Genomic DNA, 20,677 nt, shown 5'->3' on the forward strand with positions numbered 1-20,677 from the left:
GAACGATCCGGATCGGTAAGCTCCGCCGATTCGGCCGATCGTCCCGGCCTACGGGGTGTCCGTCGGACAGGTCCTAGCCGCGCTCGGCGGCCTCGGCCTGGGCGCGCAGCTCCCACACCTCGCCGAGCGCCATCCGCTCCGCCTCGGCGGGGGAACCGCCGGTGTCCTCGAAGTGGTCGACGTACGCGCCGATGAACTCCTGCCAGCGCTGGTTGGCCGGGTCCTCGTCCAGGGCCGCCATCGCGGCCGCGAAGTCCTCGCAGTCCACGAGGTGGAAGAGATGGCGCCCGCTGCGCCAGATCCGCCAGTTGGTGATCCCTGCGCGGCGCAGCGCCGCCAGCAGGTCCTCCGGGACCGTGGCGTGCACCTGCTCATAACCGGACTCCTGGCCCTCCTTGAGAACCGAGTGCAACGCCACCCGCATCGGCGCTCCTCCTTCTTCCACTGCTTCCGTCGCCGGGCGGCCACGGCGGCCGCCGGTCAACGATCCATGATGCAGCGCTCACCCCTCTCTGTTCGACGCGCACCCAGTCCCCCTCCGCCTGCACTCCCCCGGCCGCGATCCGGTCGGCCACCCGGTCGTCGACGAGGAAGCGCATCCCGGTGGGTGGCCACTCCACCGCGTAGGTGGCCCCGACACGGTGGCCACCTTCCGGCGCCCCCGGGCCGGCAGGCGCTCGGCGGCGAGACGGCCACCGTCCCAGTGCGCCAGGTCGACGTGGCTGAGCACCACCGGCCGCACGGGCCGGGCGAACAGCACGGCGGGCAGTCCGGCCCCGGCCGGCCGCGCGCGCCGGTGCCACGGGCACCGGCTCACCTTTCCCTCTTGAACACAACGCCAAGGGCCGCGACCGCCCACGCATCTCCCCAAGTTCGCCCGCACCAGCGGATCCACCAGGGCAGTTGACGTTCAAAAGCAACAACATATGAGGACCGCGGTCACAACTCTTGACGAGTCGTTCACATGGATGAAGCATTCGACGGCAAGAGAGCGCTCCCTCACCCCCCATCCCGTTCATTTACTGAACCAGGAGAGACGCCCCCATGACGCCTTCCCCCACGTCTTCCTCCTCCGGCCGCTCGGCGGTCGGCCGCCGGGCGGTGCTCGGCGCCGCGGCCGCCGTCGCATCGGCTCCCGCCCTCGGCGCCCTGGCCACTCCCGCGGCCGCCGCCCCCTCGGGCCGGGGCAGGAGCCCCAAGGCCCTGCCGGGCGGCGGCGACCTCGGCCCGAACGTGATCGTTTTCGACCCGTCCACGCCCGGCATCCAGGCCAAGCTGGACGAGGTGTTCAAGAAACAGGAGTCGGCGCAGTTCGGCACCGGGCGCTACGCCCTGCTGTTCAAGCCCGGCAGCTATCACGGGCTCAACGCCCAGATCGGCTTCTACACCTCCATCGCCGGGCTGGGGCTGTCCCCCGACGACACGACCATCAACGGCGATATCACGGTGGACGCCGGGTGGTTCAACGGCAATGCCACCCAGAACTTCTGGCGCTCTGCGGAGAACCTCGCGGTCGTACCGGTCAACGGCACCAACCGCTGGGCCGTGGCGCAGGCGGCCCCCTTCCGGCGGATGCACGTCCGCGGCGGGCTCAACCTCGCCCCCAACGGCTACGGCTGGGCGAGCGGCGGGTACATCGCGGACAGCCGCGTCGACGGCCAGGTCGGGCCGTACTCCCAGCAGCAGTGGTACACCCGCGACAGCGCGATCGGCGGCTGGCTCAACGGCGTGTGGAACATGGTGTTCTCCGGTGTGGAGGGCGCGCCCGGGCAGAGCTTCCCCAACCCGCCGTACACCACGCTCGACACCACCCCCATCTCCAGGGAGAAGCCCTTCCTGTACCTCAACGGCAGCGAGTACCGGGTCTTCCTGCCCGAGAAGCGCACCAACGCACGCGGTGTCACCTGGGGCAACGGCACTCCCAGAGGCACCTCGCTGCCGCTGTCGCAGTTCTACGTGGCCAAGCCCGGCGTCACCGCGGCCACCCTCAACGAGGCGCTCACCCAGGGGCTGCATCTGCTGCTCACCCCGGGGATCTACCACCTCGACCGGCCGGTCCAGGTGGACCGCGCGAACACCGTCCTCCTCGGGCTCGGCTACGCCACGCTCGTCCCCGACAACGGCGTCACCGCGCTGAAGGTCGCCGATGTCGACGGGGTGCGGCTGGCCGGTTTCCTCATCGACGCCGGGCCGGTCAACTCCGCCACGCTGCTGGAAGTCGGCCCGCAAGGGGCCTCCGCCGACCACTCGGCCAACCCCACCACCGTCCAGGACGTGTTCATCCGCATCGGTGGCGCGGGCCCCGGCAAGGCCACCACCAGCATGGTGATCAACAGCCGGCACACCATCGTCGACCACACCTGGGTCTGGCGCGCCGACCACGGCGACGGGGTCGGCTGGGAGACCAACCGCGCCGACTACGGCGTCCGGGTCAACGGCGACGACGTGCTGGCCACGGGCCTGTTCGTGGAGCACTTCAACAAGTACGACGTGCAGTGGTCCGGGCAGCGCGGCCGGACCATCTTCTTCCAGAACGAGAAGGCGTACGACGCCCCGAACCAGGCGGCCATCCAGAACGGTTCCATCAAGGGGTACGCCGCCTACAAGGTGGCCGATTCGGTGACCACGCACGAGGGGTGGGGGCTCGGCAGCTACTGCTACTACAACGTCGACCCGAGCATCGTGCAGCACCACGGCTTCGCCGCGCCGAACGCGTCGGGGGTGAAGTTCCACAATCTGCTGGTCGTCTCGCTCGGCGGCCAAGGCCAGTACGAGCGCGTCATCAATGACACCGGATCTCCCACCTCGGGCACCTCCACCGTGCCGTCCACCGTGGTGTCATATCCCTGATCTACGATGCCTCGCGGGTCGGTGCCCCCGGTGAACCGCCCCTCGAAGTGCCGACCGCTCAGGAAGGACCACCACGCCATGGCCACCACCCCCGTGCGCGACCGCTCCACGATCATGGTGCTCAACGGACCGAACCTGAACCTCCTGGGCCGCCGGCAACCCGAGATCTACGGCACCGACACGCTGGCCGACATCGAGAAGCTGGTCTCCGAGACGGCCGCGCCGCACGGTCTGACGACCGACTGCCGGCAGAGCAACCACGAGGGCCAGCTGATCGACTGGATCCATGAGGCCCGGGAGCGCCACGCGGCGGTCATCATCAACCCTGCGGGGTACTCCCACACCTCCGTCGCCCTGCGCGACGCCCTGGCCACCTGCGACGGTCTGCCGATCGTGGAGGTGCACATCTCCAACATCCACCAGCGGGAGGCATTCCGGCACCACTCCTATGTCTCCGCGCTGGCCAGCGGGGTGATCGCCGGTTGCGGTGTCCAGGGCTACGCGTTCGCCGTCGAGCGGGTGGCGGCCCTGCTGGCCGCCGCCAAGGCATAGGCGTGGGCGTGCGACACCTCAGGGCCCGATCAGACCTCAGGCCCTGATCACGCGGACACCGGCCTCGGTGTACGGAGCGACCAGCTCCTCATCGGCGCCGGTGTCCGTGATCAGCACATCGATCTCGTCCAGTGCGCAGATCCGGGCGAACGCCCGGCGACCCAGCTTGGAGCTGTCGGCTACGACCACCACCCGGGCGGCCCGGCCGGCCATGAGGTGGTTGATGCTGGCCTCCCCCTCATGGTGGGCGGTCGCGCCCTGGACCGTGTCCAGCGCGTCCACACCGAGGATCGCCAGGTCCAGCGACACCTGGTCCAGCACCCCGGTGGCCAGCGGCCCCATCAGCTCGAAGGACTGCGGACGCGCGACCCCACCGGTGAGCACGATCTTCACCTGGGGGCGCACCGCCAGCTCATTGGCGATGTTCAGGGCGTTGGTGACGACCGTGACGGCCGGGCCGCCGCTCGGTGCGGACAGGTCGCCGCGCGTGGAGATGGCGCGGGCGACCTCGGTGGTGGTCGTCCCCCCGTTGAGCCCCACGATCGAGCCCGGTTCGGCCATCCGGGCCGCAGCCGCGGCGATGCGCTGCTTCTCCGAGGCGCGCCGGGCGGTCTTGTAGCGCAGCGGTAGGTCGTAGGAGACGTTGTGCGCGACCGCGCCGCCGCGGGTGCGCGTCAGCATCTGCTGCTCAGCGAGTTCATCCAGGTCGCGCCGGATGGTCGCGGCGGACACCGCCAGCTCGGCGGCCGCCTCCTCGACATCGATCCTGCCGTCCCTGGCCAGCAGATCCAGCAGGGCGTTCCAGCGCTCGGGCCGTTTCACGCCGATCACCCTACCCGCTCCCCGCACACATCGGCTCTGGACTTCTGTGCGTGAATCTGCGCATTATCAGCCCATACGAAACAACTCCGCGCATCCATACTGCTCGGGTCACCGTGCGACGAGGGGAGTCCCATGAGCCACACCGAGGCCGAGATCGCGAGCCAGCCCGACTGCTGGCGGCGTGCCATCGCCCTGGCCCGGGAGCCGGAAGGGCCCGTACGGGCGGCGCTGCCCCGGGCGGGTGAGCGGGTCGCCGTCGTCGGCTGCGGCACCTCGTGGTTCATCGCCCAGTCGTACGCGGCGCTGCGCGAGGCGGCGGGTCAGGGCGAGACGGACGCGTTCGCGGCGTCGGAGATGCCGTCCGGCCGCGCCTACGACCGGGTGGTCGCGCTGTCCCGGTCCGGCACCACGACCGAGGTGCTGGAGCTGCTCGGCGCGGTGCGCGGCCGGGTGCCCACCACCGTCGTCACGGCGGTCCCCGGCTCACCCGTAGTGGGGGCCGCGGACGCCGCGGTGGTGCTCGACTTCGCCGATGAGCGGTCGGTGGTGCAGACCCGCTGGGCCACCACCGAACTCGCCCTGCTCCGTGCCCACTTGGGCGCGCCCCTGGACCACCTGGAGGCGGACGGGGAGGCGGCGCTCGCCGAGCCGCTGCCCGGGCCGCTCGTGGACGCCGGGCAGTTCACCTTCCTCGGACGGGGCTGGACCTACGGGGTCGCCCAGGAGGCCGCGCTCAAGATGCGCGAGGCGGCGGGGGCGTGGACCGAGGCGTATCCGGCCAAGGAGTACCGGCACGGCCCGATCAGCGTGACCGGCCCGCGGAGCGTGGTGTGGTGGCTGGGCGAGGGGACGTCGGACGTGGCGGACGAGGAGATCACCCGTACCGGTGGCCGGGTCGCCGGCTACGGCCGCGACCCGTTGGCCGAACTGGTGGTGGTGCAGCGGCTCGCGGTCGCGATCGCGGCGGCGCGCGGGCTCGACCCCGACGAGCCGCGCCATCTCACCCGCTCGGTGATCCTCGGCTGAGCGGAGGTGGGCGGGGACTTGGCGGGGCCGAGCAGAGCTGAGCGGGGACCGGCGGGGCCGCGCGGGTACGGGCGGATCGCGGGATACGGGCAGGGCCGGAACACGGGAACGGGCGGAAGGAGCCGGTAGATGCCGCTGGTGGCCACCGGAGAGATCGTCGGGGCGGCCGCACGGGCCGGGCTCGGCGCGGGTGCGTTCAATGTCATTCAGATCGAGCACGCCCAGGCCATCGTGGCCGGGGCGGAGGCGGCGGGCGCGCCGGTGATCCTCCAGATCAGCGAGAACGCGGTGCGGTATCACGGTGCCCTCGCCGCCATCGGGCGGGCGACCGTGGAGGTGGCCCGCGCGGCGCGGGTGCCGGTGGCCGTGCATCTGGACCACGCCACCGGGCCGGAGCTGGTGCGGGAGGCGGTGGACCTCGGCTTCGGCTCGGTGATGTTCGACGCCTCGGCCCTGGACTACGACGGCAATGTGGCGGCGACCGCCGAGGTGGCGGCCGACTGCCACGCCCACGGGGTGTGGGTGGAGGCCGAGTTGGGCGAGGTGGGTGGCAAGGACGGGGTCCACGCGCCGGGCGCCAGGACCGACCCGGCCGAGGCCGCCGCCTATGTGGCGGCCACGGATGTGGACGCGCTCGCGGTCGCGGTGGGCACCTCGCACGCCATGGTCGTCAAGGCCGCGGTGGTGGATCTGCCGCTGGTGGCGGCGCTGCGCGCGGCCGTGCCGGTACCGCTGGTGCTGCACGGTTCCTCCGGGGTGCCCGAGGCGGATCTGACCCGGGCGGTGGAGGCGGGGCTGACGAAGGTGAACATCGCCACCCATCTGAACGTGGCCTTCACCCGGGCGATCCGCGACCATCTGGCCGGCCACCCCGAGGTGGTCGACCCCCGCCGGTATGTCGCGGCCGCGCGGGACGCGGTGGCGCGCGAGGTGACACGGCTGCTGAAGCTGGTGCGGGCCACGCACTGAGGACCACGCGGGCACGCACCCGTAAGCCATGCACTGAGAGGGGGGCCTGCGGGAAGCTGTTGCGAATGCCGCCGATACACGCGGCAATGCGCATCGGCTTCCGCGGCGCCCGCCGTATTGACATGAGCTTATCAACTCGCCCAAGATGCCCCCGTCGAGGTTAGGAAAGGTTCCTAACAAAGGGGTGTCCTATGCGCAAGCGTTTCGCGTTCGTGATCGCCACGGCCGGTCTGCTGGCCGGCTCCGTCACCGCCGGCGCCCACGCCAACACCCGGGGCCCCGCGCCGGCCCCCGCGTCCGTCAAGGAGGGCACGGTCACCGCGGCGCAGCTGCTCGCCAAGGTGCAGAGCTGTTCCCAGATATCCAGTGGCAAGTACCGCACCGACGAGGAGACATCGGCCACCGTCCCGGTCTGCGGTGCCAATGGGGCGGTCTTCTGGAAGGCCGACATGGACGTCGACTGCGATGGCCAGGTGACCTCCCGGTGCAACGAGGACACCGACCCGTGGTTCCAGGACGACACCGCCTTCCACCAGTCGGACGGCAAGCCCCTCATCGCCGACAAGCTGCCGTATGTCGTGGTGCCGAGCCCGAGCTCCACCTGGGACTACCGGCAGGCCGGCATCAAGGGCGGCGGTGTGGTCGCGGTCGTCTACAACAACAAGGTCGAGTACGCGGTGGTGGGCGACACCGGGCCGAACAAGATCATCGGTGAGGCGTCCTACGCCACGGCCAACGCGCTCGGCATCGACCCCGACCCGGAGACCGGTGGCGCCGAGTCCGGGGTGACGTACATCCTCTTCAAGAACTCCTCCGTCTCCCCCATCGAGAACCACGCCAAGGCCGTGTCGGTCGGCGACGGCCTGGCGAAGCAGTTCGTCCAGAACAACTGACCCGCCATCATCGGAGAACGTGCGGCACCGTCGCACGTTCTCCGATGACTTTTCCCGGGCCGGGCGGTCTGCACCGGTGAACGCCGCGACAGGAGGTGGACGTTGACCGGTCCCGAGCCCGAGAACCCGCCCATGCCGGCCCCGGCCGTGCTGGTGCTGGCCCAGCCGGTCACCCGCGCCGAGGTGGCACGGCTCTGCGAACGGCTGTCCGCGCTGGCGCGCCGCGCCGGTCCGGGGCCGGTCACCGTGGATGTGGGCGGGGTGGGTCGGCCGGACCTGGCCGTGGTCGAGGCCCTGGCCCGGCTGCGGCTGACCGCCGGCCGGCTGGGACGCGGGATCCAGCTCCGCAACGCCCGCGGCGAACTGCGGCGGCTGCTCGCCTGGACGGGGCTGGACGAGGCCCTGACGGCCCCCGCGGCGTTAGGCCACGCCCTCGGGCCCGAGCCAGGCGGGGAGGCCGAACAGCGGGAAGAGGCGCTCGGTGTCCAGGAAGGAGTTGAGCCCGGTGATCCGGCCCCCTGATATCTCCAGGACCTGAAGCGCCCAGGGTTCATGGCGGCCGTCGGCGCCGCCCGGGCGGTACTGGCCGAAGGCGGGCATGCCGTTGGCCACGGTCGGGACCAGACGGGAGCCGCGGCAGCCGATGCCATGGCCCAGTAGCCACTGGCGGATGTCCTCGTGGCCGCGCAGCCACAGTTCGTACGGCGGCATGGAGAGCGTGGCGTCCTCGTGCAGCAGGGCGGTGAGGGAGTCCAGGTCGTAGCGCTCGAAGGCGTCCACATAGCGGGCCAGCAGCGCGCGCTGCTCCTCGTCCAGCGGCTTGACCGGGTCGGAGTCGCTGACCTGGCTCGCGGCGAGGGTGGCCCGGGCGCGCTGCAGCGCGCTGTTGACCGACGCGACGGTGGTGCCCAGCAGCTCGGCGACCTCGCTCGCCTTCCACGCCAGCACCTCGCGCAGGATCAGCACCGCCCGCTGGCGGGGCGCCAGATGCTGGAGCGCGGCGATGAACGCGAGCCGCACCGCGTCCCGCTGGGCCGCCACCTCGGCGGGATCTCCCCCGTCCGGCAGCACCTGGCCGTCCGGGACCGGCCCGATCCAGGTGGCCTCCGGCTGCTCGGCGAGCGTGGCCGGGAACGGGGTGGCCGCGGAGGTCAGATCCATGGGCCGGGCCCGCCGCTTGCTCCCGCTGAGCATGTCCAGGCACACATTGGTGGCGATGCGGTAGAGCCACGACCGCAGCGCGGACCGGCCCTCGAAGCGGTCCAGCCCCCGCCAGGCGCGCACCATCGTCTCCTGCACCGCGTCCTCGGCCTCGAAGGCCGAGCCCAGCATCCGATAGCAGTAACCGGTCAGCTGCGTGCGGTACGGCTCCAACTGGAGCTCGACACCGGTCGCGCCGTCCACCGCCGCCACATCACTCATCGCCGCACCTCGATCGTTTCGACCGCTCTTCGGACTCCCATGGGGGCCAAACCTAACGGGCCCCACTGACAACGGCGCCGACCTGCGGAAACGACAGACGGCTCGGGGCTCCGGACGGGTGACTCAGGACACCGGGCGAGCGCTGACCGCGGCGGCGTGCACCTGATGACCGCCGCTTGCGATCATCCGTACCTCCGCACGGTCGCTGATCTCCGCCCGCACGATGCCGGTGTCGTCCGCGTACACGGGGTGGCCGCCCGGACCGCTGCTCTCCGTGCGGTGCACCACCACGACGTCCTCGGCCCCCGGGTCCGGGGCGGTCGTATCCACGAAGACCAGCTCATACCTCTCTTGGCTCCGCATCACGCCCTCCTCCGCACCGACCCGCCCCCGTCATCTCAAACCGGGACATTCAACACTATCGCTCGGGCCGGGCGGCGCAAGAGGTTCGGCGCTCACCGCGGTGCGGCGGCCTCCGGTCCGTCCGCGGCGTCCGTGCGCTCCTCCGCCTCCTCCTCGATCGGTGCCCCTTCGAGGTGCAGCACCGGCGCGAGGACGGGGCCGAACAGGGTGGCCACGGTGATGGAGCCCAGGGTGATGGCCCAGGCGAACGGGCCGAGCGGGGTGCAGCCGAAGAACTGGCTGACGCCCGGGGTCTGGATGATGGCGGCGAGCACCGCGGCGGATCCCAGGCCGGCGATCAGGACGTGCCGGTCCAGGCCGCCCGTCGTCAGGGTCTGCGCCAGCTGGGTGCCGACCAGGGCGGCGAGCGCCACCGTACTGGCCCGGCGGCCCCGGCCGGTGACCCGGGCACCGGCCCACGCCAGTCCTGCCCCGGCGGCCGTGATGACGCCCCGTAGCAGCATCTCCTTGGTGAGCGCCACGCCCAGCGAGCGGCTGGGGCCCTCCTTGAGCAGCCGTTCGCCGGTGTGCCCGGTGGGCTCGCGCACCGCGATGGCGAGCGCGGGCGCGAGGTCGGTCAGCAGGTTGACCAGCATGATCTGACGCGCGCTCAGGGGCGTGGTACCGGTCAGGGCGGAGATCGCCACGCTGAAGGTGACCTCGCCGAAGTTGCCGCCGATGAGGATGGCGAGGGCGGCCCGGACCGAGGCCCACATGGCGCGCCCCTCCATCAGCGCCGAGACGATGGTCTCCAGGCGGTCGTCGGTGACGACCAGGTCCGCCGCGGCGGTCGCGGCGGGGGTGCCGCGCCGCCCCAGGGCGATCCCGACGTCCGCGAGCCGGATCGCGGGGGCGTCGTTGGCGCCGTCTCCGGTCATGGCCACCACCCGGCCCAGGCGCTGATACGCCTGGACGATACGGACCTTGTGGTGCGGGCTGCACCGGGCGATCACGTCCACCGTGGGCAGCAGCTCGTCCAGCCGTTCGTCGTCCATCTCGTCCAGCTCGGGACCGGTGCACACCTTCGGCTCGGCGACGTCCATGATGGGGGCCGCGATGGCGTCCGCGGTGGCGGGGTGGTCGCCGGTGAGCATCATGGTCTGCACACCCGACTCGCGCAGCCGCGCGAGGGCGGGGGCGGCACTGGTGCGGACGGGGTCGGCGATGGCGATGAAGCCGAGGAAGTCGAGGTCCCGTACGGCCTCGTCGGTCAGCTCCTCGCCCTCCCCCATCCGCCGCTCGGCCACCGCCAGCACCCGCCGACCCGCTCCGGCCAGCTCCTCGGCCGCGTCGGCCAGCTTCTTGATGTCCTCCGCGTCCAGTGGGGTGGCCCGTCCGGTGCCCGGTGTGCGCCGCCGGGCGACCCGCTCCAGGACGCCCTCGGGCGCGCCCTTGACGCTGAGCAGCGGACCGTGCGCGGTGCGCCCGGCGGTGGCGTGGTAGGCGCGGGAGGGTTCGAAGGGCAGCGAGTCGGTACGGCGCCAGCGGGGCGCTCCGCGCCGCACCCCGACCCCGGCCCGGCGCGCCCCGACGCTCACCGCGCGGTCGGTCTGGTGCGCCATGGGCTCGGCCTGGCGGGCCGGCGGGGTCGCGCGCAGGGCGGCGGCGAGCACCGCCTTACGGGGCGCGTCAAGCCGGTCGGCGGGGAGCGGACCGCCGCCGTCGCTGACGGCGGCGAGCTGCAGGTTGCCCTCGGTAAGGGTCCCTGTCTTGTCGAAGCACAGCACGTCGGCGCGGCCGAGTGCCTCGATGGTGCGGGGGTTGCGGACCAGGGCGCCGAGGTCGGCCAGCCGCCGGGCGGCGGCCAGCTGGGCGGCGTTGACCAGGAACGGGAGCCCTTCGGGGACGGACGCCACGGCGAGGTTGACGGCGGAGGCGAGGTTCTCGGTGAGCGGGAGGCCGTGCAGCAGTCCGGCGCCGGCGACCGCGGCGGCGGACCCGACCGCGATGGGCACGCTGGACCGGGTGAGCGCGGTCAGCCGCGCCTCGACACCGGTGACCGGGGCGGCCTGGCGGGCGGTGGCCAGGCTGCGGCCGACCTCGGTGGCCGGTCCGGTGGCCACGACGACGGCCTCCGCCCGCCCCGCGGAGACCGTGGTGCCCTCGTAGAGCATCGACCGCCGCTGGGTGATGTGGGCGCCGACGACCGGCGCCGGGGACTTGTGCACGGGGAGGGACTCGCCGGTCAGCGAGGACTCGTCGACCTCGAGCCCCTCGGCCTCCAGGACCCGGCAGTCGGCGGGCACCACGTCCTCCGGGCCCAGCACGACGATGTCGCCGGGGACCAGGTCCCCGGCGGTCACCAGGCGTTCCGTACCGCCCCTGCGGACCCGGGCGCCGATCGCCGACCGGGCGAACAGCTCGGACAGCGCCCGCTCGGTCCTGACCCGCTGGAATCCGCCGACGAGCGCGGAGATGCCGGTGATGGTGGCCACCAGCGCGGCGTCGGTGCGCGAGCCCACGGCGGCGGCCAGGGCGGCCCCGGCGGCCAGGACCGGGGTCAGCGGGTTGGCGAGCTCCTCGATGAACGCGGCGGGCAGGCTGGTGCCGGTGGGCTCGCCCCGGCGCGGCCCCTGCGCGGTGCGGGACGCCGCCTCCTCCGGGGTCAGCCCGTCGAGCCCGGTCCGCAGCCGCTCCAGCACCCGGGGGACGGGCATCAGATACCAGGGGGTGGTGGTCACCGGCGGGTCCATGGGACGGGCCAGGAGCTGGCGCGCCCGCCAGTTGCCCAGGGCGAAGGCCAGGGTCCCCGCGGTGGTACCGGCCGCCGCGCCGCGCGCGGTGGCCTGGTCCGGGGGCGCCTGGAGGGCGGCCACCGCGCCGATGGCGCTGCCGCCGGCGGACAGCAGGGCGCTCTCGCGGTCGACCCGCGCGGCCACGCCGACGGCGTCCACGATGAGCCCGGCCGACTCCAGGTCGGCGCCGACGAGCAGATGGGCGCCCCAGGCCGGGGGCTCGCCGTCGCGGTGCACCCCGATGCCGCAGTCGGCGGCTCCCAGGGCCCGGCGGTTGCCGGAGAGCAGCAGCACCACGGCGCCGTCGGCCTGGAGGGAGCGTACGGAGGCCACGAGGCGGCCGCCGGAGGGCACCACCGCGTCGGCGAAGGTGATGGCCGTGGGGTGCGGCCGGTCGGTGGCCAGGACGATGCGGGACCCCGCCCGGCGGGCGGCGGCGGCCACGGCCTCGGCGCCGGGCACGGTCTGCGGGGCGAGGCCCACCACCGCCTGGAGCTTCTGCCCCCGGGCCAGGCCGAGCACCCGCTCGCTGCCCCTGCTGCGGAGCTTCGCCGCGGTCTGCTGCCCGGTGCGGCCCGTCAGCTCCAGCGTGTCCAGGGCGCCGAGCACCCATCCGTTGTCACGGCGGGTCTCCAGGGGCTCATCGGAGTCGAAGAGCTCGAAGAGCCGCTCGGCGGTCCGCTCGGGGTGGGCGCCGCCGAGGAGTTCCAGGTCGATGGGCTCGTAACGGTCGCCGCGCAGCGCCGCCTCGTCCAGCACCACGGTGTCGACCTGGCCCAGCCGCCGCAGCGAGCTGCGGTCCATCGCCAGGACGCCGCGCAGCGCAAGGAACCGGCCGAGGCTGGTCGCGAACCCCTCCCGGCCGGCCCCCGGCGCCTTGGGCACGGAGGAGAACCCGACGGCGAACCCGCGGCGCGGTCCGGCGAAGGGGACGGCCAGGGCGCCGGCCGCCGCCCCGACGGCCATGGAGCGCTCCGCGAAGCGCTCCACGGTGTCCTTGGGGGACGGTCCGGGCCGCTCGACCACGATGGGCTCGGCCACCACGTCCTGGGGGCCGTGCACCAGCTGCGGCTCCATCGCGGCCCAGGCCCGGCCCTCCGCCTCCGCCTCCCACCACAGGGACATCCGCTGGACGAGGTCAAGCACGAGCCCACCGCCCCGGGTGGCCACGCCCTGGGTCAGCGCGCTCAGCACCGGCAGCGTCGACTCGGTCGGCCGGCCGCGGGTGATCGCCAGGGCGAGGCGCCGCAGGCGGGGGTGGTTCTGGATGACGGACACGGTCGCGGCCACCTCGGCGGGCAGCTTGAGCCAGGGGACCAGGCGCAGCGCGGTGGCCACGCTCAGGCCCACGACGTCCGCGGCCACGACGGTCAGCGACTGGGCCTCCCTGCCACCGCCGGAGGGGTGGCGGGGCTCCGGGGCCCATTCGTCGAACTCCTCGGTGGGCCCGACGGGCTCCTGGACCTCCGCGCGCTCGATGCGGGCGATCAGGTCCTGCTCGGCCGGGGGCGGCTTGCCCACGGCCACCACGACCCGTTCGGAGGGCGAGTTCACCCGTGCCCAGTGCACCCGCGGATGCTCCTCGAGGGCACGTTCCACCCGGCGGGCCACCCGCTCGCCGCCGATGCCGTGCACCCCGCGGACCTCGATGTAGTACCGCCCCGGGTAGGACCAGACCCCGCGCCGGGAGGGCCGGACCAGCCACCCGACGGCTCCGGCGGCATCCCGCACCCCCGCGGCCACACCGCTCTTGATGGGCGCGAGCAGCAGCGAGGGCGGCAGGGGCAGGCGCAGCGCTGACAGCGGTGACATCGAGGGAACCTCCGCTCTCCGGGCGGCCTGCCCGGTTCATCCCTATTACCCTGAAAAGGGAAGAAGATTCCATCCGCCATCACCGTGTGGACGTGAGACCAGTGACCACTCCCGCTACTTCACGCAAGCGCAGTTCCTCGACCGCCGCGAAGAAGGCGGCAACACCGGCGCGCGGCGGCAAGTCGACGACGAAGTCCCAGACCACGTCGGCCACGTCGAAGCCTTCGCAGGCGAAGAGGCCGACGAAGGCCACCAGGCCGTCGAAGACCACACAGCGGCAGCGGACGGCGAAGGCCGCCAAGGGCCCCATGGAGACATCGCGCAGCGACGGCCGGCGCCGTCTGACCGTCACGGTGCCCACGCTCGACGCCATGGGCCACGCCACGAAGGAGGGGTTCGACACCGTCGGCCACGCCACCAGGGAAACCCTCGACACCATGGGCCACGCCACGAAGGAGACCTTCGGGACGGTCGGCCACGCGACCACCCGTGCGACCGGTGGTGCGGCGAGGGTGGCGATGAAGCCGCTCGAGGTGGCCCGCCGGGTGCTGCCCGCCAAGGGCGGACTCCCGCTGTACGTGGGGCTCGGCGCGCTGGGTGCCGTGGAGGTCATCGAATGGCCGGTGGCCGTCGGCATCGGGGTCGGTTACGCGGTGCTGCGCAAGGGCGGCATCATGGCCGAGCCGTCCGAGGAGCGCGGCGCGGGCCGCGGCGAGGGCCGCACCGCGGGTCGCTCGAGTTCGAGGAGCGCCCGTTCCGGGAGCCGTTCGCAAACGCGTAGGTCCGCCAAGGCCGCGGCGTAACGTTTCGACCAGCGGCTTCGCGCCACGTCGATTTCGTCCGCCAAGCGGTCACGAAACGGGCAGAACTCTGTTGGAAACGGGCACGCCACAGTCGCCGTAGCGTTGGTATACACCAGGAAGCGGACCTAACACCCGTCACTGAATTCCCCCTGGGGTCCGGCGCATTGCGTGGTCGCGATGCGCCGACCCTCCGTCACCTGGGGGTTCACCCGAGACGGACTGACCACTCCGTCACGAACCGACCGAAAGCGGTGACTCCTCTTGGCCCTCCCCCACAGCGCTCAGAGTGCCCCTCGAGTGCCCGGACAGGCAGTGTCCGCCGCCTCGCGGCACGCCACCGGAATGGCCACGCTCGCCCCCGACCTCCATGTGGTGGCCGGGGACGAGGACTTCTTCCGACACTTCGGCGCCTCGTCCGCCGAGTTGTGCGGCCGCAGCCTGTTCGACCTGCTGCACCCCAGCGCCCCCTCCGTCCTGCGGGAACACTTCTCGCGGCTGCACGACGGACGGCGCACCCGCTTCACCGAGCGCGTCCTCGGCTACCACTCACGGGGCCGGGTGTTCTCGGGCAAACTGACCGGCACGGCCATCCAGGGCCGGTCCGACCGGCTCGCGGCCATCGTCGTGATGGTCAAACCGGATGACGAACGACCAGTGGAGGAACCGACTCCCACCAGCCAGAAGCTGCTGTCGCCGCTGGAGGCCCGGATACTCGAGGGCGTGGCCACCGGCGCCTCGACCGTGCAGATGGCCGCCAAGCTCTATCTCAGCAGACAGGGCGTCGAATACCACGTGGGATCCATGTTGCGGAAGATGAAGGCACCGAACCGGGCGGCCTTGGTCTCGCGTGCCTACGCGGCGGGCATGCTGACCGTCGGCACCTGGCCGGCCCGCGTTCGCCCGGAATTCATCAAATGACGCACGTTGTGTGACGTCGCGTCACACGGAACAGGCCCGGGGCGGCAGCGCCCCGGGCCTGTCGTCTTCCGCGGTCCGCCCGATCCGTCACAGAGCCCCGCGGCCCGGCCGATACGTCACGGGTCCCGCGTGGCACGCCTGACGTCGCTCAGTAGGCTGAGACGGCCATGCGTTCACTCCCCACCGCGTCGCGCACCGCGCGACCACGTCCCCGCCCCAGGCTGCCCCGCGGCCTCCTGCCCGCCGTGGCGGCCGCGTGCGCCGCCGTGACCGCCGCGGGGTGCGCGGCCCAGGCCGGAGTGCGGGACGACGGCGCGGCGCCCTCGCTGTCGGCCCCGGCCAGCGCGGTTCCGCTGTGGCCCCGGTACACCCCCTCGGCCGTGACCCCGCCCCGTGAGAAACCCGACTTCGCCCGCTATCTGCCGGTGGACAAGGTCAAGGTGCCCTCGGGCGGACTGGCCGCCCTGTCCGCGAAGAACCTGCTGCTCCACGACCCCAATGTGCCGGCGGTGGTGCAGAAGGAGGTCTTGCTGTGCCCGGACGGCGTCCAGTGCCCGCTGCGGGACACCGTCCACCGCGATCTGACCGGCGACGGCCGGGACGAACTGGTGGTGGCGGCCGATCTGCCGGGGTTCGAGCGGACGCTGCTTCAGGTCTACACGGCCTCGGGCCGCACGGTCCGCCCCGTGCTGATCTACTGGGGCCCGCCCGGGCTCACCGGCGAAACGTTCGGCCGCGATCTGCTGATCTCCGCGATCGGCCAGGACGGCCGGGTCACCACCCGCTTCCGCTGGAACGGCACCGTCATGGCGGCCGTGACACCCGAGGACGGCGCGGCCGTCCGGCCACCCGCCACGGAGGAGGGCGCGGCCACCCGGACCGCCGCACCGGAGGTCGTGCCGGAGGCCCCCGTGCCGGAGGTCGTGCCGGAGGCCGTGCCGAGCAGCACCGGCACAGCGGCGGACACGGGCACCCGTACGGAGACGAGGACGACGCGATGACCACCGCCTTCACCCCGCCCGGCCCCGGCTCCCCGACCGAGGCGCATCTGCTGCTCGTCGAGGACGACGAGGTGATCCGCAATACGGTGCGGATGGCCCTGGAGCGGTACGGCTTCACCGTGTCCACCGCGGGCGACGGCCTCACCGGGCTGGAGATCTTCCGGGAGAGACAGCCCGATCTGCTGCTGCTGGATGTGATGCTGCCCGAGCTGGACGGCATCGGACTGTGCCGCCGCGTCCGCGAGTTCAGCCTGGCCCCGATCCTGATGATGTCCGCGCGCGGTGACTCCCTGGACGTGGTCTCCGGTCTCGAGGCGGGCGCCGACGACTACGTGGTCAAGCCGTGCGAGAGCGCCGTCCTGGTGGCCCGTATCCGCTCGCTGCTGCGCCGCGCCTCCTTCACCCCCGTGGCCCGCGCCCCGCGCGGCGGGGCTCCGGAGGCGGACGGCGTGGCCGGTCCTGACACCCTCGCCTTCGGCGATCTGACCATCGACACCCGCGGCATGGAGGTGCGCCGCGCGGGAGAGCCGCTGGCCCTCACCCCCACCGAACTGCGGATGCTGCTGGAGTTCGCCGGCTCGCCCGGTGTGGTGCTGGAGCGCCGTACGCTGCTCAGCCGGGTCTGGGACCACGCGTGGCAGGGCGACACCCGTGTGGTCGACCTCCATGTGCAGCGGCTGCGGGCCAAGATAGGCGCCGAACGGATCGAGACGGTCCGCGGCTTCGGCTACAAGCTGCGGCGCTGACGATGACGCTGAGATGGCGGATCGTCGCCCTGGTGGCGGCGGCGACCTGTGCCGCCGCGGCCGCGGTGGGCGTCCTGGTGCACCACGCCTCGCGCGACCGCGAACTGTCCCAGGCGCGCGACGGGGCGCGGACCACACTCGACCGCGCCGCGGTCGGCTACGCCCGCACCGGCGGCGTCCAGGGCTCCGGCGCGGTGCTGGACGCGCCCGGGCTCCCCCGGGATCTGCGGCGCCTGGTGGAAAAGGGCCATCAGGGCACCGAGTTCACCACCGGCCCGGACGGACCCGCGATGTGGGCGGCCCGGCCCGCCGATGACCGAGTCCTGTCCGTACGCATCGACATGAGCACCACGATGCGCGACATCGGCGCGCTGGACACCAACATCATCCTGGCCGGGCTGATGACCACGGCCGTGGTGCTGCCGCTGGGCGTGCTGACCGCCGAGCGGATGAGCCGTCGGCTGCGGCTGGCGGCGGCCACCGCGCGGCGGATCGCGGCCGGGGACCTGGACGCCCGGATCTCCCCCGCCACCCGCCCGCACGACGAGATCGCCGAGATCTCCGGGGCCGTGGACTCGATGGCCGCCGCGCTGCAGGAGCGGCTGCTCGACGAGCAGCGGTTCACCGCCGATGTGGCGCATGAGCTGCGCACTCCGCTGATGGGCCTGGTCACCGCCGCCGAGCTGCTCCCGCCGGGCGAGGCGGCCGGGTATGTGCGCGACCGGGTGCGGGTGCTGAGCACGCTGGTCGAGGATCTGCTGGAGATCTCCCGGCTGGACGCGGGGGCGGAGGAGGCCGATCTGTCCCCCTGCCCCCTGGGGCCGGTGCTCGAGGAGGCCATCGCGGGCACCGGGCTGTCGGCGCGGCTGCGGACCGGCGCGGCGGAGGACACCGGGCAACAGGACGGCGAGAACACCGGGCAGCAGGACGTCGCGGACACCGGCCAGCGGGACGTCGCCGACGGCCCGAAGGTGTGGACGGATCCCCGCCGGCTGACCCGTATCGTCGCCAACCTCGTGGTCAACGCCCATCGCCACGGCCGCGAACCGGTCGAGGTGACGGTGACGGCGGACGGCCGGACCGTGACGGTACGCGACCACGGCACCGGCTTTCCGGACGATCTGCTGGAGAAGGGCCCGCAGCGGTTCCGCACCGGGGTCCGGGAGCGCGGCCGGGGCCATGGCCTCGGGCTGACCATCGCGGTCGGCCAGGCTCAGGTCATCGGCGCCACGCTGGAGTTCGGCAACGCACCGGACGGCGGCGCGGTCGCCACGCTGCGCCTGCCCGAGCGGCCCGCATCGCCGGAGCCCGGACCGATACACGGCTGATACATCGTCGAGCGGAAGTCGAGACCTGGCCGAGCCCCCGCCGAGACCGCCCGTTGCGGTTCCGAAGATCTTCGCTGAGGAGGATGGCGCCGACCCGCGCGAAACCTCGCGGCCGGGATCGACGGAGGAGCAATCGGCATGGCAGGTCCCCTGACGGCACTACGCGTACGGTTCACACCGGACTCGGAGCAGACGCCGCGGGACACCAGACCCCCGGGCCCCCGGCGCGGCGCGAGAGGGCGCGGCAAGCGGAAGCGCACCGGCATCCGGCGGTTCTTCACCTGGCGGAAGCTGCTCGCCTATGTGGCCGGCCTGTGCGCGCTGCTGATCGGGGCGTTCACGGTGCTCTACTACTCGATCGACATCCCCAAGGCCAACGCCCAGGCGAAGGCGCAGAGCAACGTCTACAAGTTCAGCGACGGCACCATCCTCGCCCGCACCGGTGAGATCAACCGCGAGATGGTCACCCTCGACCGGGTGCCCACGGGCGTCCAGCACGCGTTCGTGGCGGCCGAGAACAAGTCCTTCTACAAGGACTCCGGCGTGGACCCGATGGGCATCCTGCGCGGACTGGTCAACACCGTGGCCGGCAAGGGCACTCAAGGCGGCTCGACCATCACCCAGCAGTACGTCAAGAACTACTACCTGAGCCAGGAGCAGACCGCCACCCGCAAGATCAAGGAGCTGGTGATCTCCCTCAAGGTCGACCAGCGCAACTCCAAGGAGGACATCCTCGCGGGGTATCTGAACACCAGCTACTTCGGGCGCGTCGCCTACGGCGTCCAGGCCGCCGCCCGCGCGTACTACGACAAGGACGTGGACGACCTCACCGTCGAGCAGGGCGCGTACCTTGCGGCGCTGGTGCAGGCCCCCAGCCAGTACGACTGGGCCGTCGCGAGCCCGAAGGCGAAGCGCCTGGTCACCCGGCGCTGGAACTACGTACTGGACAACATGGTGGACATGCGCTGGCTGGACCCCGCGCAGCGGAAGGGGATGCGCTTCCCCGTGCCGGTGGCCCCCGAGCCCGCCCCCGGCCTCGGCGGCCAGGCCGGCTATCTCGTGGACGCGGCCCGCAACGAGCTGATCGCCTCGGGCGTCAGCGAGCAGGAACTCGCCGCCGGCGGCTGGACCATCACCCTCAACGTCGATCCGGCCAAACAGCGGGCGCTGGAGAAGACGATGCACCAGGGCCTCGACGGCTCCGCCAAGGGCGAGCGGGCCCGCGCGGACGCCGCCGCCACCCAGGGCGGCGCGGTCTCGGTGGACCCGAAGAACGGGCGGATCGTCGCGCTCTACGGCGGCCGGGACTACACCAAGCACTACCTGTCCAACGCGACCCGCGGCGACTACCAGGTGGGCCCCGCCTTCGAACCGGTCACCGTCGCCGCGTCCCTGGACGCCAAGATGCGCGACGGGGCCACCGCCGGCGGGCTGGCAGAGGTCAAGCGCACCGCAGGGGCGCTGGGCATGGACACCGACGGCGGCGGCTTCGGCACCAAGGAGTCGGTCGGGCTGGGGCTGATGGGCTCGAGCCCGCTGAGGATGGCCGGTGTCTACGCCTCGTTCGACCACCAGGGCAAGCGGGTCACCCCGAGCATCGTGAAGTCCGCGCGGCGCGGCGACGAGACGGCCGCGCCGCCGAAGGCGGTGGGCGACCAGGCGATCGCCCCCGCGGCCGCCCAGCTCATCACCCGGAGTCTCATCGAGGACGGCGGAGCGACCGCGGTAAGCGCCGTCAAACGGCCCGCGGCGGGCAAGGGCGGGGTCTCCGACGACAAGAGGGCGGCCTGGTACGTCGGTTACACCCCGGACCTGGTCACCGCGGTCACCCTCTTCGGCGAGGACGCCAAGAAGCGGAAGCAGATCCCCCTGAAGAACGCCGGTGTTCAGCGGGTCGCCGATCTCTGGAACGCCTACACCGGCCAGGCGCTGCGCGACGCGCCCCCGGCCTGGTTCGACTTCGGCTCCGGGCCGGGGGTGGTTCCGGTTCCGACCGAGACGGTCCCGGCCGGGAAGGCCCCCGCCGGGAAGGCCCCGGCCGAGACGGGGCCTACCGCACGGTGAGACCGGCCGCGAGGCCGCCGGCGAGGGCCGCGGCCCCGAGCAGGCAGGCCAGCAGCAGCCGGCGGCGCAGCGTGCGGTAGACCTCCTGGTACTCCGCCCGCAGCTCCTCGCAGCGCCGCACCACCGTGCGCAGGGTCTGCTCGGTGACGGCCAACTGGTCCTGGACGTAGACCCGCTCGACCTCCGCCCGCTGGACGGAGGTCAGCCAGTCGAGCCGGCCGGTGAGGCGGCGGGCCCGCTCCCGGGCCGCGTCCCGCTCGCTCTGCAGCAGCAGATAGCCCTCGATCTGGTTGATTCCGGCGGCGACACCGGGGGACTCGGCGGCTCTGGCCAT

At 72.8% G+C, this 20,677-nt stretch carries 19 protein-coding genes and 1 pseudogene; 12 read left to right on the top strand and 8 right to left on the bottom strand.

Annotation, left to right across the window (positions count from 1 at the left end; all coding sequences use genetic code 11):
* Positions 1–73: 73 nt before the first annotated feature.
* Positions 74–424: an L-rhamnose mutarotase gene (locus ACZ6TD_RS06360; protein WP_137981484.1), complete on the bottom strand. Its 351-nt coding sequence runs from the start codon at positions 422–424 to the stop codon at positions 74–76.
* Positions 425–628: 204 nt separating this feature from the next.
* Positions 629–781: pseudogene (locus tag ACZ6TD_RS06365) on the bottom strand (LacI family transcriptional regulator); the annotation flags it as partial.
* Between the two features lie 263 nt (positions 782–1,044).
* On the opposite strand from ACZ6TD_RS06365, the gene ACZ6TD_RS06370 reads away from it, so the two are divergent.
* Both ACZ6TD_RS06370 and aroQ read left to right on the top strand, forming a co-directional pair.
* Positions 1,045–2,850: a coagulation factor 5/8 type domain-containing protein gene (locus ACZ6TD_RS06370; protein WP_471351483.1), complete on the top strand. Its 1,806-nt coding sequence runs from the start codon at positions 1,045–1,047 to the stop codon at positions 2,848–2,850.
* 78 nt (positions 2,851–2,928) lie between these two features.
* Complete coding sequence (gene aroQ, locus ACZ6TD_RS06375; RefSeq protein ID WP_471351484.1) at positions 2,929–3,402, top strand: type II 3-dehydroquinate dehydratase; 474 nt, start codon at positions 2,929–2,931, stop codon at positions 3,400–3,402.
* A gap of 36 nt (positions 3,403–3,438) precedes the next feature.
* On the opposite strand, the gene ACZ6TD_RS06380 is transcribed toward aroQ, so the two are convergent.
* Entirely contained in the window at positions 3,439–4,224 is a 786-nt protein-coding gene (locus ACZ6TD_RS06380) for a DeoR/GlpR family DNA-binding transcription regulator (RefSeq protein WP_471351485.1), read from the bottom strand.
* A 132-nt stretch (positions 4,225–4,356) separates the two neighbouring features.
* Here ACZ6TD_RS06380 and ACZ6TD_RS06385 point away from each other — a divergent pair, with 132 nt between their 5' ends.
* From ACZ6TD_RS06385 to ACZ6TD_RS06400, 4 genes are all read left to right on the top strand, one after another.
* Positions 4,357–5,250, top strand: coding sequence for an SIS domain-containing protein (locus tag ACZ6TD_RS06385; protein ID WP_471351486.1), 894 nt, complete (start codon positions 4,357–4,359; stop codon positions 5,248–5,250).
* A 129-nt stretch (positions 5,251–5,379) separates the two neighbouring features.
* On the top strand, positions 5,380–6,219 hold the full coding sequence (locus tag ACZ6TD_RS06390; RefSeq protein ID WP_471351488.1) for a class II fructose-bisphosphate aldolase: 840 nt from the start codon (positions 5,380–5,382) through the stop codon (positions 6,217–6,219).
* Between the two features lie 191 nt (positions 6,220–6,410).
* Positions 6,411–7,112: a glycoside hydrolase family 75 protein gene (locus ACZ6TD_RS06395; RefSeq protein WP_471351489.1), complete on the top strand. Its 702-nt coding sequence runs from the start codon at positions 6,411–6,413 to the stop codon at positions 7,110–7,112.
* A 102-nt stretch (positions 7,113–7,214) separates the two neighbouring features.
* Positions 7,215–7,634: an STAS domain-containing protein gene (locus tag ACZ6TD_RS06400; protein WP_471351491.1), complete on the top strand. Its 420-nt coding sequence runs from the start codon at positions 7,215–7,217 to the stop codon at positions 7,632–7,634.
* On the opposite strand, the gene ACZ6TD_RS06405 is transcribed toward ACZ6TD_RS06400, so the two are convergent.
* The 4 genes from ACZ6TD_RS06405 to ACZ6TD_RS06420 form a co-directional block, all read right to left on the bottom strand.
* Positions 7,533–8,534: a sigma-70 family RNA polymerase sigma factor gene (locus tag ACZ6TD_RS06405; RefSeq protein WP_471351492.1), complete on the bottom strand. Its 1,002-nt coding sequence runs from the start codon at positions 8,532–8,534 to the stop codon at positions 7,533–7,535. The two genes, ACZ6TD_RS06400 and ACZ6TD_RS06405, sit on opposite strands and share 102 nt — an antisense overlap.
* Before the next feature lie 123 nt (positions 8,535–8,657).
* Positions 8,658–8,897, bottom strand: coding sequence for a DUF6296 family protein (locus ACZ6TD_RS06410; RefSeq protein ID WP_471351494.1), 240 nt, complete (start codon positions 8,895–8,897; stop codon positions 8,658–8,660).
* 92 nt (positions 8,898–8,989) lie between these two features.
* Positions 8,990–13,483 (bottom strand): HAD-IC family P-type ATPase, encoded by a 4,494-nt coding sequence (locus ACZ6TD_RS06415; protein ID WP_471351495.1) that lies wholly within the window; start codon positions 13,481–13,483, stop codon positions 8,990–8,992.
* A 79-nt stretch (positions 13,484–13,562) separates the two neighbouring features.
* Positions 13,563–13,844: a hypothetical protein gene (locus ACZ6TD_RS06420; protein WP_471351496.1), complete on the bottom strand. Its 282-nt coding sequence runs from the start codon at positions 13,842–13,844 to the stop codon at positions 13,563–13,565.
* 10 nt (positions 13,845–13,854) lie between these two features.
* Between ACZ6TD_RS06420 and ACZ6TD_RS06425 the strand changes: the two genes are divergently transcribed.
* The 6 genes from ACZ6TD_RS06425 to ACZ6TD_RS06450 all read left to right on the top strand — a co-directional run bounded on the left by ACZ6TD_RS06425 (position 13,855) and on the right by ACZ6TD_RS06450 (position 20,343).
* Entirely contained in the window at positions 13,855–14,286 is a 432-nt protein-coding gene (locus tag ACZ6TD_RS06425) for a hypothetical protein (protein ID WP_471351498.1), read from the top strand.
* A gap of 297 nt (positions 14,287–14,583) precedes the next feature.
* Positions 14,584–15,204, top strand: a complete 621-nt coding sequence (locus ACZ6TD_RS06430) for a helix-turn-helix transcriptional regulator (RefSeq protein ID WP_471351499.1) — start codon at positions 14,584–14,586, stop codon at positions 15,202–15,204.
* A gap of 167 nt (positions 15,205–15,371) precedes the next feature.
* Entirely contained in the window at positions 15,372–16,205 is an 834-nt protein-coding gene (locus ACZ6TD_RS06435; RefSeq protein WP_471351501.1) for a hypothetical protein, read from the top strand.
* On the top strand, positions 16,202–16,951 hold the full coding sequence (gene cseB / locus ACZ6TD_RS06440) for a two-component system response regulator CseB (RefSeq protein WP_471351503.1): 750 nt from the start codon (positions 16,202–16,204) through the stop codon (positions 16,949–16,951). The genes ACZ6TD_RS06435 and cseB overlap by 4 nt, the downstream gene beginning before the upstream one ends.
* Before the next feature lie 2 nt (positions 16,952–16,953).
* On the top strand, positions 16,954–18,279 hold the full coding sequence (locus tag ACZ6TD_RS06445) for a sensor histidine kinase (protein ID WP_471351504.1): 1,326 nt from the start codon (positions 16,954–16,956) through the stop codon (positions 18,277–18,279).
* A gap of 138 nt (positions 18,280–18,417) precedes the next feature.
* Complete coding sequence (locus tag ACZ6TD_RS06450) at positions 18,418–20,343, top strand: transglycosylase domain-containing protein (protein ID WP_471351506.1); 1,926 nt, start codon at positions 18,418–18,420, stop codon at positions 20,341–20,343.
* Here the strand turns inward: ACZ6TD_RS06450 and ACZ6TD_RS06455 are convergent.
* Positions 20,330–20,677, bottom strand: a complete 348-nt coding sequence (locus ACZ6TD_RS06455; protein ID WP_471358855.1) for a hypothetical protein — start codon at positions 20,675–20,677, stop codon at positions 20,330–20,332. The two genes, ACZ6TD_RS06450 and ACZ6TD_RS06455, sit on opposite strands and share 14 nt — an antisense overlap.

This window comes from Streptomyces yongxingensis, assembly GCF_055597465.1.